The sequence below is a fragment of the Microbacterium sp. genome, assembly GCF_031180975.1.
Taxonomy (GTDB): Bacteria; Actinomycetota; Actinomycetes; order Actinomycetales; family Microbacteriaceae; genus Microbacterium.
In genome coordinates this window covers 97,868-112,395 of record NZ_JAPSLI010000009.1, presented here as the reverse complement: position 1 = coordinate 112,395, position 14,528 = coordinate 97,868, and the positions used below count along the sequence as shown (strand labels likewise).

The 14,528-nt window shown below is 71.9% G+C and carries 14 protein-coding genes; 7 read left to right on the top strand and 7 right to left on the bottom strand.

Going from position 1 to position 14,528, the window contains the following annotated elements:
- The first annotated feature begins 61 nt into the window (after window positions 1-61).
- The 6 genes from RIF65_RS12570 (at window position 62) to RIF65_RS12545 (ending at window position 4,928) form a co-directional block, all read left to right on the top strand.
- Window positions 62-358, top strand: a complete 297-nt coding sequence (locus RIF65_RS12570) for a chorismate mutase (RefSeq protein WP_309064969.1) — start codon at window positions 62-64, stop codon at window positions 356-358.
- A 99-nt stretch (window positions 359-457) separates the two neighbouring features.
- Window positions 458-1,363 carry an SIS domain-containing protein gene (locus tag RIF65_RS12565; RefSeq protein WP_309064968.1) on the top strand — a complete coding sequence of 302 codons (906 nt, stop codon included), beginning with the start codon at window positions 458-460 and terminating at the stop codon, window positions 1,361-1,363.
- 5 nt (window positions 1,364-1,368) lie between these two features.
- Window positions 1,369-2,319, top strand: a complete 951-nt coding sequence (locus RIF65_RS12560; protein WP_309064967.1) for an ROK family protein — start codon at window positions 1,369-1,371, stop codon at window positions 2,317-2,319.
- Window positions 2,316-3,272, top strand: a complete 957-nt coding sequence (locus RIF65_RS12555; protein ID WP_309064966.1) for a 1-phosphofructokinase family hexose kinase — start codon at window positions 2,316-2,318, stop codon at window positions 3,270-3,272. The genes RIF65_RS12560 and RIF65_RS12555 overlap by 4 nt, the downstream gene beginning before the upstream one ends.
- Window positions 3,269-4,132: a class II fructose-bisphosphate aldolase gene (locus RIF65_RS12550; protein ID WP_309064965.1), complete on the top strand. Its 864-nt coding sequence runs from the start codon at window positions 3,269-3,271 to the stop codon at window positions 4,130-4,132. Before RIF65_RS12555 ends, RIF65_RS12550 begins: the two co-directional genes overlap by 4 nt.
- A gap of 22 nt (window positions 4,133-4,154) precedes the next feature.
- On the top strand, window positions 4,155-4,928 hold the full coding sequence (locus tag RIF65_RS12545; RefSeq protein WP_309064964.1) for a DeoR/GlpR family DNA-binding transcription regulator: 774 nt from the start codon (window positions 4,155-4,157) through the stop codon (window positions 4,926-4,928).
- Between the two features lie 385 nt (window positions 4,929-5,313).
- Here the strand turns inward: RIF65_RS12545 and RIF65_RS12540 are convergent, their stop codons facing one another.
- Window positions 5,314-5,787 (bottom strand): Lrp/AsnC family transcriptional regulator, encoded by a 474-nt coding sequence (locus RIF65_RS12540; protein WP_309064963.1) that lies wholly within the window; start codon window positions 5,785-5,787, stop codon window positions 5,314-5,316.
- Window positions 5,788-5,933: 146 nt separating this feature from the next.
- Between RIF65_RS12540 and RIF65_RS12535 the strand changes: the two genes are divergently transcribed.
- Entirely contained in the window at window positions 5,934-7,157 is a 1,224-nt protein-coding gene (locus RIF65_RS12535) for an NAD(P)/FAD-dependent oxidoreductase (RefSeq protein WP_309064962.1), read from the top strand.
- Window positions 7,158-7,180: 23 nt separating this feature from the next.
- Here RIF65_RS12535 and RIF65_RS12530 read toward each other — a convergent pair whose 3' ends face one another.
- The 6 genes from RIF65_RS12530 to RIF65_RS12505 form a co-directional block, all read right to left on the bottom strand.
- Window positions 7,181-7,639 carry a GyrI-like domain-containing protein gene (locus RIF65_RS12530; RefSeq protein ID WP_309064961.1) on the bottom strand — a complete coding sequence of 153 codons (459 nt, stop codon included), beginning with the start codon at window positions 7,637-7,639 and terminating at the stop codon, window positions 7,181-7,183.
- Window positions 7,552-7,935, bottom strand: coding sequence for a MerR family transcriptional regulator (locus RIF65_RS12525; protein WP_309065031.1), 384 nt, complete (start codon window positions 7,933-7,935; stop codon window positions 7,552-7,554). The genes RIF65_RS12530 and RIF65_RS12525 overlap by 88 nt, the downstream gene beginning before the upstream one ends.
- Before the next feature lie 217 nt (window positions 7,936-8,152).
- Window positions 8,153-10,066, bottom strand: a complete 1,914-nt coding sequence (locus RIF65_RS12520) for a DUF5107 domain-containing protein (protein ID WP_309064960.1) — start codon at window positions 10,064-10,066, stop codon at window positions 8,153-8,155.
- A gap of 4 nt (window positions 10,067-10,070) precedes the next feature.
- A complete protein-coding gene (locus RIF65_RS12515; protein WP_309064959.1) occupies window positions 10,071-10,865 on the bottom strand; it encodes an ABC transporter permease subunit in 795 nt (264 codons plus the stop codon).
- Window positions 10,862-11,809, bottom strand: coding sequence for an ABC transporter ATP-binding protein (locus tag RIF65_RS12510; protein ID WP_309064958.1), 948 nt, complete (start codon window positions 11,807-11,809; stop codon window positions 10,862-10,864). The genes RIF65_RS12515 and RIF65_RS12510 overlap by 4 nt, the downstream gene beginning before the upstream one ends.
- Window positions 11,810-12,010: 201 nt before the next feature.
- Window positions 12,011-14,449 (bottom strand): polysaccharide lyase 8 family protein, encoded by a 2,439-nt coding sequence (locus tag RIF65_RS12505; RefSeq protein ID WP_309064957.1) that lies wholly within the window; start codon window positions 14,447-14,449, stop codon window positions 12,011-12,013.
- Window positions 14,450-14,528: the final 79 nt, after the last annotated feature.

The window sequence follows — 14,528 nt, the reverse complement described above, 5'->3', positions numbered from 1 at the left end:
CTCTAGGCGCGGGTCCACGCCGCGCCACTATCGTCGTATCAGCCCTTGACTTTGGAGGATCATGTCCGACGACGCCGCCCGCACCGAGCTGCTGCGCCTGCGAGCCAGCATCGACAACATCGACGCAGCGTTGATCTTCATGCTCGCGGAGCGGTTCCGCTGCACCCAGCAGGTCGGTCGGCTGAAGGCCGAGCATCAGATGCCGCCCTCCGACCCGGGCCGGGAGGAGCAGCAGGTCGCCCGGCTGCGTGCGCTCGCCGAGCAGGCGCACCTCGACCCGGAGTTCGCCGAGAAGTGGTTCAACTTCGTCGTCGCCGAGGTCATCAGGCACCACACCGAGGCGGCAGAGGGACGCTGACTCCACGCTCGACACGATGCACCTCGGATGCAATAATGTGAGCGTTAGCGTCGCAAAACGCTCAAAACCAAGCAACGCCCGCCTGCTCGAGGAGCCGTCATGACCGATGTCCAGTCCGCCACCGCCGGCGCCCACATGCGCGCTGAGCTGACCTCGCAGCCGGAGACCTGGGCCCGCGCGGCCGAGATGCGCGCCGAGCAGGCGCTGCTGCCGGCCTCCGGTGCCCGGGTCGCCGTCGTCGGCTGCGGCACCTCCTGGTTCATGGCGCAGTCCTACGCCGTGCTGCGCGAGAGCGTCGGGCACGGCGAGACCGACGCGTTCACGGCATCCGAGTTCCCGCTCGACCGCGACTACGACGCGATCGTCGCGCTCACCCGCTCCGGCACCACCACCGAGGTGCTCGAGCTGACCGAGCGCGTGAAGGGCCGCACCCCCGTCGTGGGCGTGATCGGCGACGACACCTCCCCGCTCGTCGACCTCGTCGACAGCGTGATCGCGCTGCCGTTCGCCGATGAGAAGTCGGTCGTGCAGACCCGCTTCGCCACCACCGCCCTGGCCCTGTTCCGCGCCTCGCTGGGCGAGGACCTCGACGGCGCCATCGCCGACGCCCGCGCCGTCCTCGACGAGACCGGCGACGACGACCTGGGCGACGCCGAGCAGTACTCGTTCCTCGGGCTGGGCTGGACGATCGGCCTGGCGCACGAGGCGGCGCTCAAGATGCGCGAGTCCTCGCAGTCGTGGACCGAGTCGTACAGTGCGATGGAGTACCGCCACGGCCCGATCGCGATCGCCGCCCCCGGCCGGATCACCTGGCAGCTCGGCACCGCTCCCGAGGGCCTGCGCGCCCAGGTCGAGGCGACGGGTGCGCGCTTCGTGCAGCATCCGATCGACCCGATGGCCGACCTGGTGCGTCTGCACCGCGTCGCGCTCGACCGTGCGGTCGCGAAGGGCCTCGACCCCGACCAGCCGCGCAACCTGACCCGCTCGGTCATCCTCGACGACTGATCGCGATGTCCACTGCAGCGCCGGAATCCGGGCTCGGTCGCGGGGCGGCCGTGCTCGCCTTCGACGTGGGCGGCACCGACATCAAGGCCGCGCTGTTCGACGCCGCCGGCTCCCCGCTGGGTCTCAGCCGCACCCCCACCCCCGACGTCGCCGCCTCCGGCACCGGTCGGCTGATGGACCGGCTGGTCGAGCTGGCCGGCGACCTGCGCGGCCGGCATCCGCACGTCGAGCCGGTCGCCGCCGGCCTCGTCGTGCCCGGCATCGTCGACGCCGTCCGCGGTATCGGCGTATTCAGCAGCAACCTCGGCTGGCGGGATGCCCCGTTGCGCGACCTCGCCGAGGGGCGGCTGGGCCTGCCGGTCGCCTTCGATCACGACGTCACGGCCGCGGCGTGGGCGGAGCGGATGCGCGGAGGCGCGCGCGCCTACGCGAACGCGGTCGTGCTCGTGATCGGCACCGGCATCGCCGGGACTCTGCTGATCGACGGCGCCCCGCACGCCGCGGGCGGCTATGCGGGCGAGGTCGGACACTCCCCGGTCGGCGAGTGGGACTGCCCCTGCGGGGCGCGCGGATGCCTGGAAGCGATCGCCTCGGCCGGAGCGATCGCCCGTCGCTACACCGCCGCATCCGGTCAGACGGTCGACGGGGCGCGCGAGGTGATCGCCAGAGCGGACGCGGGCGACGCCGTCGCCGCACGGATCTGGGACGAGGCCCTCGACGCCCTGGCCCTCTCGATCGCGCAGCTCACCGCGGTGCTCGCCCCGGAGGCGGTGGTCATCGGCGGCGGCCTGTCGCGCGCCGGCGGCTCGCTGTTCGATCCGCTGCGCGAACGGGTCGCCGGCCGGCTCAGCTTTCACCGTGTCCCCGAGCTCGTCCCTGCCCAGCTCGGCGACGACGCCGGGCTGCTCGGCGCGGCGCTGCACGCCCGGGCCCTCGCGGAGGGCGGCCGATCGTGATCGTCACCGTCACCCCCAACCCCGCAGTCGACCTCACCTGGCACGTCGAGCGGATCGTCGCCGGCGGCACGCACCGAGCGGATGCCGCCCGCACGCGCGCCGGGGGAAAGGGCCTGAACGTCGCCAGGGTGGCCGCCGCCGAGGGGGCCGCCGTGCTCGCGGTCGCCACCGCCGGCGGCGCCACCGGGGACGAGTTCGCCGCCGAGCTGGCGACCGCCGGACTGCCGCACCTGCTCGTCCCGGTCGCGGCGGCCACCCGCCGCAGCGTCGCGCTGGTCGACGAGAGCCTGGGTGACACCACCATCGTCAACGAGCGGGGCGTCGCGCCGCGACCGGAGGAGTGGGCGGCGCTCACGGACGCCGTCGCACTGGCCGTACGCCCCGATGAGGAGTCGGAGTCCGGAGCGCCCGTGCTGGTGATCTCTGGAAGTCTGCCGGCGGGTACGCCGGACGGCATCCTGCCCTCGCTCATCGCGCTCGGCAGGGACGCGGGATGCATCGTGATCGCCGACACGTCGGGGCCCGCGCTGCTCGCCGCCGCGGATGCCGGTGCGACCGTGCTCAAGCCCAACCGTCACGAACTCGCCGACGCGACCGGCCTCGACGACCCGGTCGCGGGAGCCGGCGTGCTGCTCGGCCGCGGTGCCGAGCTGGTGCTGGTCTCGCTCGGCCCGGACGGGATGCTGGCCGTGACCGGCGATGCGGAGCGCCCCGAGGTGCTGCGCGCCCGTCTGCCCCGGACGCTCGCCGGCAACCCCACCGGCGCCGGCGACGCCGCCGTCGCCGCGTGCGCGGCGCTCATGGACGCCGGCGTCACCGAGCCGGAGAGCCTGCTGCGGCGGGCGACCGCGTGGTCGGCGGCCGCCGTGCTCATGCCCCTCGCCGGGGAGATCCACCCGTCCTGGCCCGAGATCGAAGACTCCGTCACCGTCCAGAAAGAGGACACCAGATGACCCTCGCCTCCGCTCGCGACCTGCTGCGCGGCGCCGCCGCCGACGGCACCGGTGTCGGCGCGTTCAACGTCATCCACCTGGAGACCGCCGAGGCGCTCGCCCTGGCGTCAGAGCGCGCCGGGCTGCCGGTGATCCTGCAGATCTCCCAGAACTGCGCGGACTACCACGGCGGGCTCGAGCCGATCGGCTGGGCCACCATGGCGATCGCGCGGCGCGCGAAGACGCCCGTCGCGGTGCACCTCGATCACGCCGAGCGTCCCGAGCTCGTCGACGAGGCCATCGAGCTCGGTTTCGGTTCGGTGATGTTCGACGCGTCGAAGCTCGACTACGACCAGAACGTCGAGCTGACCGCCGAGGTCGCCGCCCGCGCGCACGCCGCCGGGGTGTACGTCGAGGGCGAGCTGGGCGAGATCGGCGGCAAGGACGGCGCGCACGCGCCGGGTGTGCGCACCGACCCGACCGAGGCGAGAGCGTTCGTGGAGGCCACCGGCGTCGACGCCCTCGCCGTCGCGGTGGGGTCCTCGCACGCGATGACCGACCGCACGGCATCCCTAGACCTCGAGCTGATCGGTCGGCTGCGCGAGGCGCTGCGCGGATCCGGTCGCGCCGGGCGCGACGTCCCGCTCGTGCTGCACGGGTCGTCGGGCGTCCCCGACGAGACCATCGCCGACGCCGTGCGAGCCGGGATGACGAAGATCAACGTCTCCACCCACCTGAACGGGCGGTTCACCGCCGCGGTGCGGGCCGCGCTCGCCGCTGACGAGAGGCTCGTCGACTCGCGCAAGTACCTGTCGCCTGCACGCGAGGCGGTCGCGGACGAGGCGGCCCGGATGCTGCGGCTGTTCGCCCTGGCCGAGTGAACGCGCCGGATAGCCTGCTGACATGAACCGCGCCGCACGGCTCACCGCCATCCTCGACCTCCTCGCCGAGCAGGGCGAGGTGTCGGTCGAGCAGCTCGTCGACCGCTTCGGGGCGTCCGCGGCCACCACGCGCCGCGACCTCGACAGCCTCGCCGAGCGTCGACTGCTCACCCGCACACACGGCGGCGCGGTTGCGCAGTCGGTGGCGTACGAGCTGCCCATCCGGTACAAGAGTCACCAGCGCACCGGCGAGAAGGAGCGCATCGCGGCCGCCGCATCCGCTCTGGTCGTGCCCGGCCAGGTGATCGGGCTGTCGGGCGGCACCACGACCACCGCGATCGCCGGGGCGCTCGCCGCCAGGGACGACATCGCCGACGAAGGCCTCACCGTCGTCACGAACGCGGTGAACATCGCCGGTCAGCTGGCCATGCGCCCGGAGTTCAAGGTCGTGGTCACCGGTGGGGCGATCCATCAGCGCAGCTTCGAGCTGGTCGGCCCGTTCGCGGAGCAGCTGCTGCGCGGCATCCGCCTCGACCTCGCGTTCATCGGTGTGAACGGGCTGGATGCGGCATCCGGCGCATCGACCCACGACGAGGCCGAGGCGGCGGTGAACCGGATGATGGCAGAGCGCGCGCGGCGCGCGGTGATCGTGACGGACTCGTCGAAGATCGGCCACCCTGCGTTCGCGCACGTCGGCGGCCCGGAGCTGTTCCCCCTGGTGCTGACGGATGCCGGCATCGCCGACACCCAGCGCGAGGCCCTGACCGAGGCGGGTTTCGAGATCCGGATGGCGTGACGGTCGCCGCTGCGCTCCGGTCGCAGTTTCTGCCGCTTTCCCGGCATCCGCTTTGCTCGGGTCGCGATTTCTGCCGGTTTGGCGCTCACGGAGCGGCATCCGTTGCGACCTGAGCGAGCGAGCGGATGCCGTACCGGCGGTTTCCGCGACCTTAGCGAGGTTCGCGGGGTCGGGAACGGGCCCCGCGGCGTTCGCGCCGCGATTTCTGCCGCTTTCCCGGCATCCGCTTTAGTCGGGTCGCGATTTCTGCCGGTTTGGCGCTCGCGGAGCGGCATCCGTTGCGACCTGAGTGAGCGAGCGGATGCCGTGCCGGCGGTTTCCGCGACCCGAGCGAGCCGAGTGACCCGAGCGACCCGAGCGACCTGAGCGTTCGCGGCTCCCCGGCTCACAGCCCCCGCGGGCCGACGGCGTGCGCGAAGATCAGGCTCGTGCTCGTGGAGGCCACCTCGGGGCGCAGGCTGAGCGTGTCCGAGACCAGCTCGCGCAGCGCGGCGGCGTCGTGCACCGCGACGTGCACCAGGAAGTCACGGTCGCCGGCGAGGAAGTACACCCGCTGCGTGGCCGGCAGCTGCTCGAGGTAGGCCTGGAACCGGCGCAGGTCGCCGCGGGCGTGCGCGTGCAGTCGGATCGTGATGAGCGCCTCGAGATGCAGGCCGAGCGCGGCCGGGGAGATCTCGGCATGGAACCCCACGATCACGCCGGCGGCCTGCAATGCGCGTACGCGCTTGAGGCAGGTCGACTCCGCGATGCCCGCCCGCGCGGCGAGCTCGGTGTTCGAGATGCGGCCGTTGCGGCTCAGTTCCGACAGGATCGTGCGGTCGACGGCATCCAGCGTGGTCGAAGAATCGGATGCCGGCATGGGCGCTTCCTCGCTCTCGAATCAAGAAAACATGCGATCAACGCCGAACAGGCGCAGGATCTTCGCCCATCATCCCACCGAGCTGCGCAGATCTGCATAATCACAGGAAAGGCGCGGAGCCGCCGCCGGAGCTTCGGGAGGACGCGATGACGCGAACGATCGTCGTCGGTGCAGGCATGGTCGGGCTGGCCACCGCCTGGCATCTGCAGGAGAGAGGCGTCGACGTCACGGTCATCGACCGGGTGGGCGTCGCAGCCGGCTCGTCGTGGGGCAACGCAGGCTGGCTGACCCCCGGCAAGACCATTCCGCTCGCGGATCCCAGCCTGTGGACGTACGGGCCGAAGGCCCTGCTCGATCCGGATGCCGCCCTGCACGTGCCGTTCCGCGTGGACGCCGGGCTGTGGGCGTTCCTCGCGCGGTTCGCCGCGCATGGCACGAACCGCGCATGGGACCGCACCATGGCGGCGCTCACGCCGATCGACAAGATGGCGTTGGAGTGCTTCGACGAGCTGCTCGCCGGCGGCGTGCGGTCGTGGACCCGCGAGGGTCCGTTCGTGATCGGCTTCAAGGAGGAGGCGCACTCCCGCGGTTTCCTGCACGAGATCGCGGGCGTGGTGCGGCACGGACAGGACGTGCCGTTCGAACGTCTCGAGAACCCCCGCGAGCTCGCGCCGGTGCTGTCGGATGCCGTCAAGCACGCCTACCGACTGGACGGCCAGCGCTTCTTCGAGCCGGCGCCGTTCATGGAGGCGCTCGCCGGAGCGGTCATGGAGCGCGGTGCGGAGCTCGTCACCGGCCGGGAGGTGACGGACGTGTCGTCGACGCGGCGCCCTGTCGTCGCCCTGTCCGACGGTACCCGCCGCGAGGCCGACTCGGTCGTCATCGCAACCGGGGCCTGGATGCCGAAGCTGGCGCGCCGGCTCGGTGTGCGCACCCGCGTGCAGGCCGGGCGCGGCTACTCCTTCACGGTGGAGACCGCGGTGCCGCAGGAGCATCCGGTGTATCTGCCGTATCAGCGGATCGCGTGCACGCCGTACCAGGGACGGTTCCGCATCGCCGGGACGATGGAGTTCCGGGGCCCCGACGAGCCGTTCCAGCCGCGCCGGGTGCAGGCGATCGTCGCGCAGGCCCGCGAGCTGTTCACCGGCGTCGACCTCGATGACCGCCAGGACGAGTGGGTCGGATCCCGGCCGGTCACGCCCGACGGGCTGCCGCTGGTCGGCGCGACGCAGGCCCCGAATGTGTACGTCGCCGGTGGCCACGGCATGTGGGGCATCGTGCTGGGACCGGCCACGGGCAAGCTGCTCGCGGAGCAGATCGTGACGGGGCGGATCGATCCGGCGATCCGGCCGTTCGACCCGCTCCGCTGATGTGCACGCACCGAGCCAGGCGATCAGCTCCGCGTGACGGGCTGCTGCAGTTCGGTCACCCAGTCGGCCTGGTCGTCGGACTCGGCGCGCACGTACAGCTCCCGGCACGGCCCGGACGGCAGGAAGCCCCGCGCGATGATCTCCTCGTGCAGAGCCATCCAACTGTTCTGGATGCCGTCCATCGCACCGAGGTGCACTCCGCAGACGGCGGTGCCCACGGCGGGCAGTTCGATGATCTCGACTCCGTCGATGGCAGGGCCGGAGTACTCGTACCCGACAGTGACCTGCATGCCGTCCTCTGCAGACGAGTACTGGGCGATGGGCCTGGCGAGCGAGGCGTTCACCGAGTTCAGCGCGTCGGCGACGGCGTCGAAGGCCGGACCGACGATCGTGCTCATCTCGGCCTGCTCGGCGGCGATCGCGGTGCGCGCCGCCAGCCGCACGGCGGGCAGCGGCTTCTCGACGATCTCGATACGGGACATGTGGTTCTCCTTCTGGATGGGTGGAGTCGCCGTTCCACGTCGACGAGCCGGGCCGTTGCGATCCGCTGTTCGCGCTCGACCTCGGCGCGACGTTCCCGCAGCAGCGTGGTAAGCCGCTCATGGTCGATCCCGTCATCGAGCATCGCGGCGATGTCGTCCAGCCCGAACCCGAGCTGGCGCAGCGCCACGATCCGGTGCAGCCGTTCGAGCTGTGACGGGTCGTAGGAGCGGTAACCGTTGAACTCGTCCACGTGGGCGGGCACGAGCAGCCCGGCGGTGTCCCAGTGCCTCAGCATGCGGTGGGTCACCTGGCCGATCTGCGCGAACGCTCCGATGGACAACATGCAACCGTTCTCCCGCCTGACACCGTGTCAGAGTCAAGCCTCTCAGCGATCGGGCCCGCGCCGCGAGCGGCGGCGCGTGCTCTGGTCGCACATTCTGCCGCTGTCCGCCTCGCAGAGCGGCATCCGTCGCGACCTGCGCGACCCCCCGGCGGCCACCGCCCCGCGGCCCTCATTTCATCGTGAAGTCGTACCTCGCGGGCACCGCGCGCTCGGGGAACGCCTGGCGCCACAGTTCCGACATGCTGAGCTCGCCCTCGCGGATGTCCGGGACCTCCACGCCCTCCTCGAGCAGGCGCTGGGCGCGCGCCCGATCACCGGCGGAGAGCGAGGCCCGCAGGTCGAGCAGGCGGAACCGCCCCAGCCGGCGCATATCGGCGGGCAAGGATGCCAGGAACGCGAGCGTGTCCTCGGCGCGGCCCTCCGCGAGCAGCGCCTCGCCCAGTTCCCGGGCCAGCGGCGCGCACTCCGGAGCGATGGCGTGTGCGTCGACGAGTGCGGCGATGCCCTGGTCGGCGTCGCCCTGCGCGGTGAGCGCCAGGCCGAGACCGCGCAGCGCCCACGCCGTCCGGCGTTGTCTCAGCGACGCGCGGTAGTGCGCCACCGCCCGCTCCAGCGACCCGGAGGCGTGCGCCATCACCCCCCGGTGGTAGTGCGTCAACCAGGTCGCCGGCACCTCGGCGAGCAGACGGTCCCACCGCTCGCCCTCGACGTACGACGCGGGCGCCGCGTCACCGGCATCCGTCGGTTCCCGCCGGTCGAGCAGGGCCGCCCAGTACTCGTTGCCGCGACCGGCATCCCGTTCGAACCGGACCCCGGGCAGCGACGCGAACGCAGCGCCGTACCGCCGGGCCAGTTCGGCCTCCAGAGCCCCCCACGCAGACCCGGTCGACAGCATCCGCTCCGGAGCGGCGTCCTGCACGGCCGCCAGCCGTCCGGCATCCGTTCCACCAGCGTCGCCGACGGCGCTCCGCACCGCGGCGCCCACCGCGGCGGTCGCGTCGGCCCACTCCGCGTTCCGCTGCGGGTCGTCCACGCGCAGCGGAAGGAACGTCTCGTGCCACTCCCAGGTCGCACCGCCCGGCATCGGGAGGTGCTCGTACTGTGTGGTGGTGAATCCGGCCTGGATCTCGAAGTACGACCCCGTCGCCCCACCCAGCCACTCGCACCAGTGCCGCCCGCCGGTGGTGTCGCCCCAGACGAACAGCTTGCGGCCGGTCAGCGGCGGCGTCGACACGTGCGCGAGGCCGGCACCGTCGCCGTCGAGTGCGGCGATCCAGGGCATCCCCTCGTCGGGCAGGTCGAAGAAGTGGTCGGCCGCGGCAGGAGCGGATGCCGGACGCGACGCGTCTTCGGCCGACAGGTCCGCCCGCCGCAGGGCGCCGTCGTAGCCGGTGCGATAGGCGTGCGTCGCCGGCGCGAACACCCGGCTGCCCGCGTGCTGGGCGATCGCGATGTTCGTCCACCAGTACATGCCGGTCTCGCTCTCGTGCGGGTTGCGCACTCGCACTCGCACATGCAGGGCCGGTGAGCGGGAGCCGAGCGTCGCGTCGAGCTGCACGATCAGGCCGCGCTTGCGCTCGTACTCCCACATCCGGAGCACCGGCTCCCCGTCCGCGGCGGTGAGCGCCGCGGCATACAGCGGCTCGCAGGTGAGCGGCCAGTGCCCGCGCATGCCGATGTTCCACTCGACGCCTCCCGAGAACCAGGCGTTGCGCAGCGCCAGGTTCGCCGGCTGGAGCACGGCGTTGCGGTACACCAGGTCGCGGCCCGCCGATCTGTCGAACAGACGCACCAGCCGCCCGCCGAGGTCGAGCGCGAATTCCGCGCGCAACTGGTCGTTCTCGAGCACCGCCACCCGCAGGGGCGCCGGGTGGCGCGACCGTTCGTATCCGTCCTGCAGCAGGTAGGGATGGATGGATGTCACCTGCCCGTAGCGCAGGTTCGCGGCGATGTCGTCGGGCAGCCCGGTGGTCGACGCCCGGTACGGCGCCTGCGGCATGCTCGCGACGGCCGGGAGCGGGTTGAGCGGCCCGACGGGCGCGGTGGGAAGGGTGGTCGTGCCGAGCGTCAGAGTGGCCGTCATCCTCTCATCCTCGGATGTCCCGACGCGTCAGCGCCAGCGCGGACCCGGCGGTGAGCGCGAGCCCGATGCCCCACACGAGCAGCAGACCGCCGGCATCGGCCCCCTCCTTCAGCGGCGGCTGGTGGTAGACCCAGGCGTACGGCGAAAGCGCGTTCAGCCACTCGACGTCCTGGGACTGCCGTGCGACGGCCTGGAAGACGTAGCCGAGCACCGCGACGCCGGCTGCCACGCCGGTCGCCCATGCCTTGCGTCCCGACAGTGCGCCGGCCAGCAGACCGGCGGCCGCGCTGAGAAAGGCGAGCCCGACGAGCGCCAGAGATGCGCCGACGATGTGCGGCGGGTGGATGCCGAGCTCGGCCGGCTCGTTCAGGGCCCACACGACCCCACCCGCGAAGGCGCCGAGCCAGGCCAGGCGCACCAGCACCGAGAGCGCCGACTCCAGCGCGTACCGGACCCGGCCGATGCCGTGCGCGAGGTCGAGTTCCAGGCGTCCGGACTCCTCGGCGCCGGCGATCGCCGCCGAGCTCCACAGCACCGCGGCGATCGTGAGCAGCAGGAAGCCCATCAGCCCGTAGAACGTGCTCTGCGCGTACCCCGCGCCGGTCGCGATCTGGTCGTACCCGAGAGTGTCGACGAGCTCGGAAGGCAAAGCGTCGATGATGCCCTCGAGCTGGCCGTTCGCTCCGAAGCTCGGGTACAGCGGCAGGTACAGGAACAGCACCGCGGCGATGCCGACGGTCCAGCCGACGAGGCTGCGCCACGAGTCTCGGATGCTGCGGCGGAACACGGGCCCGATCATCGTGCGTCTCCTTCATCTCGCGCGTCCTGCCCGTACAGGCGCAGCACGCTCTCCTCGAGGTCCGGCTCCTCGACGACCAGGTCGTGAACCTTGTACTCGGCGATGGCCTTCACGAACGGGTCGATGTCGCCCTCGATCGTCGCGGCCAGCAGCGCGGCGCCGTCGCGCGGGGTGACGTCGAGCGCCTCCACACCGGGCACCCGCGTGAATCTGTCGCGCGCGGCGCCGGCATCCGCCCCCGCCAGCCGCACCCGCACCCGCCGGATCGACCCGAGCCGCAGCGACGCGACGTCACCCTCGGCGACGACCCGGCCGGATGCCAGCACGGCGACCTCGTCGGCGGACTGCTGGATCTCGCTGAGTACGTGCGAGCTGAGCAGCACGGTCTGCCCGGCGTCCCTGGCCTCGCGCACCAGCGCGAGGAACTCCCGTTGCACGAGCGGGTCGAGTCCGCTGGTCGGCTCGTCGAGGATGAGCAGCTCCGGGCGGTGCATGAACGCCTGGATCAGACCGATCTTCTGCTTGTTGCCCTTGGACAGGCTGCGCACCGGTCGGCCGAGGTCCACGCCGAGTCGGTCGGCGAGCTCGCGGGCGGTGTGCAGCGTGCCGCTGCCCGCGCCGCGCTCGCCGGACACCCCGGCGTAGAACGACAGCAGGCGGATGCCGGTCGCGCGGCCCTCCAGTCGCAGCTCGCCCGGCACGTACCCGATGCGCCGGCGCAGCGCGGGTCCGGCGTGACGCGGGTCCGCACCGAGCACGTGCACCCGTCCGGACGTCGGACGGATGATGTCGACCAGCGTGCGCAGGGTGGTCGTCTTTCCGGCGCCGTTCGCGCCGATCAGCCCGAACACCGCGCCAGGGCGAACCGTGAGATCGAGTCGGTGCACGGCGACCCGGCGTCCGTAGCGTTTGTGCAGCCCGGTGATCTCGATGGCCGCGGTCATGGGTGGCTCCTTCCGTCCTGGGGATCCGTACCCAGCGCCTTAAACGCTTGTTCAGCGTGTGTCCAGGGGGATGCCGTGCGCTGACACCCCGGTTTCGCGGCGACACCCCGCCCTGCAGACGTCCGCAAGACGGGGTGTCGACGGCAAGGCGGGGTGTCGAGCCCGCCAGGCCCGCGAACTCAGCGCGAACTCAGCGCGAACTCAGCGCGTGAGCACGATCCGCTTCGAGTGCCCGTGACCATCCAGCGCGAACGACAGCGTGAGAGGTGACGTCGACACCACCGTCACGCCCTCGTCCGCCTCGATCACGGTCTTGGCGGCGAGCTTGCCGAGCGTCACCTGCGCGACGCCCTGCGTGCGGCTCGGATCGGACAGCGCGACGGTGATGCGCGGGCCGTCCTGCCGGATGGCCAGAGAGCAGGGCCCGCTCGCCTGGATGCCGTGGTCGGCGCCGGCCGGAATCGCCTGGAACACGTTCGCGAGCGTCAGCCGCTGCGTGCTCTCGCGGATCATCTGGATAGCCGCGTTGTTGGCGACCACGGTGACCGTGGGAGCGTCCGACTCGGCGAGTGTCGCCTCGTGGCCCACCCCGGGCATCACCTCGTACGCGTAGCCGCCGCCCTGCGGGTCGACGCCGTGGCGGTGCGTGATCGTCACATAGTCGCGGCTGCGCGGCACGTCGTCGCCGCCGGTGTCGGCACCGGAGTTGATGGTCCGCCAGTCGCCGGTGCGGCGCACCACCTGCACGTCGATGCCTCCGCTGACGCCATCCCCGCTGAGGAACACGTACCCGCCGTGTCCGGCGATGTGCACATTCCGCGTGACCGAAACGGCGGCATCCGTCGAGGTGAGGACCCGCGGCTTGCTGTCGGTGCGCAGCTCCGGCACGGCATCCGGCGCGAAGGAGCGGTTCTCGACGGTGGTGAAGACCTCTTGGCCCGAGGTCGAGGCGATCGCCGAGCCGAGGCACACCACCCGGTCGTCGAGGAAGAACCACGACTTGCGGGCGCTCAGCCCCTTGTCGAAGTTCAGGTGGTCCATGCCCTGGATGCCCCAGCGGCCGTCCAGGTCCAGACCGCCCGCGAACGCCTGGAACGCGCGCGGGATGCCGGTGCCGTTGGCCGCTCCGCTCTGCCGCGGTTGCGCGGTGACCGTGGTGCCGGCCAGACGGTACGGGTCGACCGTCGGCCAGAAGTCGTCGCTGTACTGCCCCGGGTCGGTGGGCGTGTAGAAGAACGTGAGCCCGTCGCCCTGATACCAGCCCAGGTTGTTCTCGAAGTTTCCCCACTCGTAGCGGCCGATCCGCTTCGAGGAGATGTTCACGACCGCGCTGAACGTGGGGCGGTGATGCACCAGCCGGTCCTGGTCGCCGAACGCCTTCGTGAACACGGGCGCGGGTGCGGGTTCGACGGAGTCGTCGGCAAGCGCGGTCGTCACCAGCAGGGACTTGGCGATGGTCTGGCTCGGCAGTCCATACAGGCGCACGTCGCTGCGGTCCAGCCAGCCCTTCACGAGCGCCAGGTAGCGGGTGCGGTACGGCTCGCCCGCGCCCGGCGCCAGCAGCAGGATCGCCGTGATCGCCCCGGCGCCGTCGACGTAGTCCGGTGCGGCCTGCCGCGAGACGGCACGCCCGCGCACGGTGTCCATCATCCGGCCGTTCCAGATGAAGGGCGCGAACGCCGCCTCGACGGCATCCAGCACGACCGACTTGTTCGGGTCGGTGACGTCCCACTGGCTGCCGCCCAGCAGACCGAGGATCTCGGCGATGCCGCTCAACGTGACGACGCCGTAGGTCCCGACGTAGGGAAGGTAGCTGTGCTGCACGAACGACCCGTCGCGGTAGAAACCGTCGCCGCTGGTGACATACCCGAACACGCTGTTCCGCCCGCCCCGGACCGTGTCGCTGAGCGCGTCGCGGGCCAGCGCGATCTCTTCCGGCTTGCCGTCGAGGATGCCACGGAGCGCGCACGACAGCGCCTTGTCGGTGCGGTTCGCGCCGGTCTCCGCGAAGCTGGTGCCGCGGCCACGCCAATTCGGGTTGGGTGTGAACCAGCGTGCCGCCGCGAGCAGGGCGGTGCGGATGTCAGCGGGCACGACCTCGTGCAGCAGCACCAGCGTCTCCGCCGCCTTGCGGGGGATGCCGATCTCCCAGAACCACCAGTTGCCGACCGGCGTGCGCCCCGACCGGTACTCGGTGCTCAGGTAGCGCAGGGCGTCGACGAGGTCGGCTGCCAGTGCGCTGTCGCGATACTGGGCGGCGCCGTTCGTCGAGTACGCCAGCGCGAGGTCGAACACCCGGTTGAAGGTGAGGGCCAGATTGCCGGACAGCGTGGCGTTGCTCACGCCGGTGAGCGGCAGATCCGCCCAGACCCCGGGTGCCGCCGCGGGGAGCACCATCGCCCGGTGGCTCGCGGCGGCCTTTTCGCTCATGGCCTTGAGGGCGCCGGCGAGCTCGGGGATCGAGGCGGCGCTGTCGCCGCCGGTGAGCATGAGCTTCCGGCGCGCGATGAGCGCGGCGAGCGGGTCGCCGGTGTCGGCCCAGGCGGATGCGCCGGGCGCGATCGTCTGCCCGCCGGCGGCGAGCAGCGCGCCCGCGCCGAGGAGGGAGAGGAAGGTTCGTCTGTTCAGTTCCAGGGACATCGTCGGCTCCAGAGAGATCGAGGGGTACCGGCGAGCCTAGGGAGGCGCTTTCCCGTCAGGCAACGAAACAAACGGATTC

Excerpts from the sequence above, each read along its gene's own strand:
- RIF65_RS12520 (WP_309064960.1), bottom strand. The coding sequence starts at position 10,066 with ATGACGGCCACTCTGACGCTCGGCACGACCACCCTTCCCACCGCGCCC.
- RIF65_RS12535 (WP_309064962.1), top strand. The coding sequence starts at position 5,934 with ATGACGCGAACGATCGTCGTCGGTGCAGGCATGGTCGGGCTGGCCACC.
- RIF65_RS12540 (WP_309064963.1), bottom strand. The coding sequence starts at position 5,787 with ATGCCGGCATCCGATTCTTCGACCACGCTGGATGCCGTCGACCGCACG.
- RIF65_RS12515 (WP_309064959.1), bottom strand. The coding sequence starts at position 10,865 with ATGATCGGGCCCGTGTTCCGCCGCAGCATCCGAGACTCGTGGCGCAGC.
- RIF65_RS12505 (WP_309064957.1), bottom strand. The coding sequence starts at position 14,449 with ATGTCCCTGGAACTGAACAGACGAACCTTCCTCTCCCTCCTCGGCGCG.
- RIF65_RS12560 (WP_309064967.1), top strand. The coding sequence starts at position 1,369 with ATGTCCACTGCAGCGCCGGAATCCGGGCTCGGTCGCGGGGCGGCCGTG.
- RIF65_RS12510 (WP_309064958.1), bottom strand. The coding sequence starts at position 11,809 with ATGACCGCGGCCATCGAGATCACCGGGCTGCACAAACGCTACGGACGC.
- RIF65_RS12530 (WP_309064961.1), bottom strand. The coding sequence starts at position 7,639 with ATGTCCCGTATCGAGATCGTCGAGAAGCCGCTGCCCGCCGTGCGGCTG.
- RIF65_RS12545 (WP_309064964.1), top strand. The coding sequence starts at position 4,155 with ATGAACCGCGCCGCACGGCTCACCGCCATCCTCGACCTCCTCGCCGAG.
- RIF65_RS12525 (WP_309065031.1), bottom strand. The coding sequence starts at position 7,935 with ATGCTGAGGCACTGGGACACCGCCGGGCTGCTCGTGCCCGCCCACGTG.
- RIF65_RS12550 (WP_309064965.1), top strand. The coding sequence starts at position 3,269 with ATGACCCTCGCCTCCGCTCGCGACCTGCTGCGCGGCGCCGCCGCCGAC.
- RIF65_RS12570 (WP_309064969.1), top strand. The coding sequence starts at position 62 with ATGTCCGACGACGCCGCCCGCACCGAGCTGCTGCGCCTGCGAGCCAGC.
- RIF65_RS12565 (WP_309064968.1), top strand. The coding sequence starts at position 458 with ATGACCGATGTCCAGTCCGCCACCGCCGGCGCCCACATGCGCGCTGAG.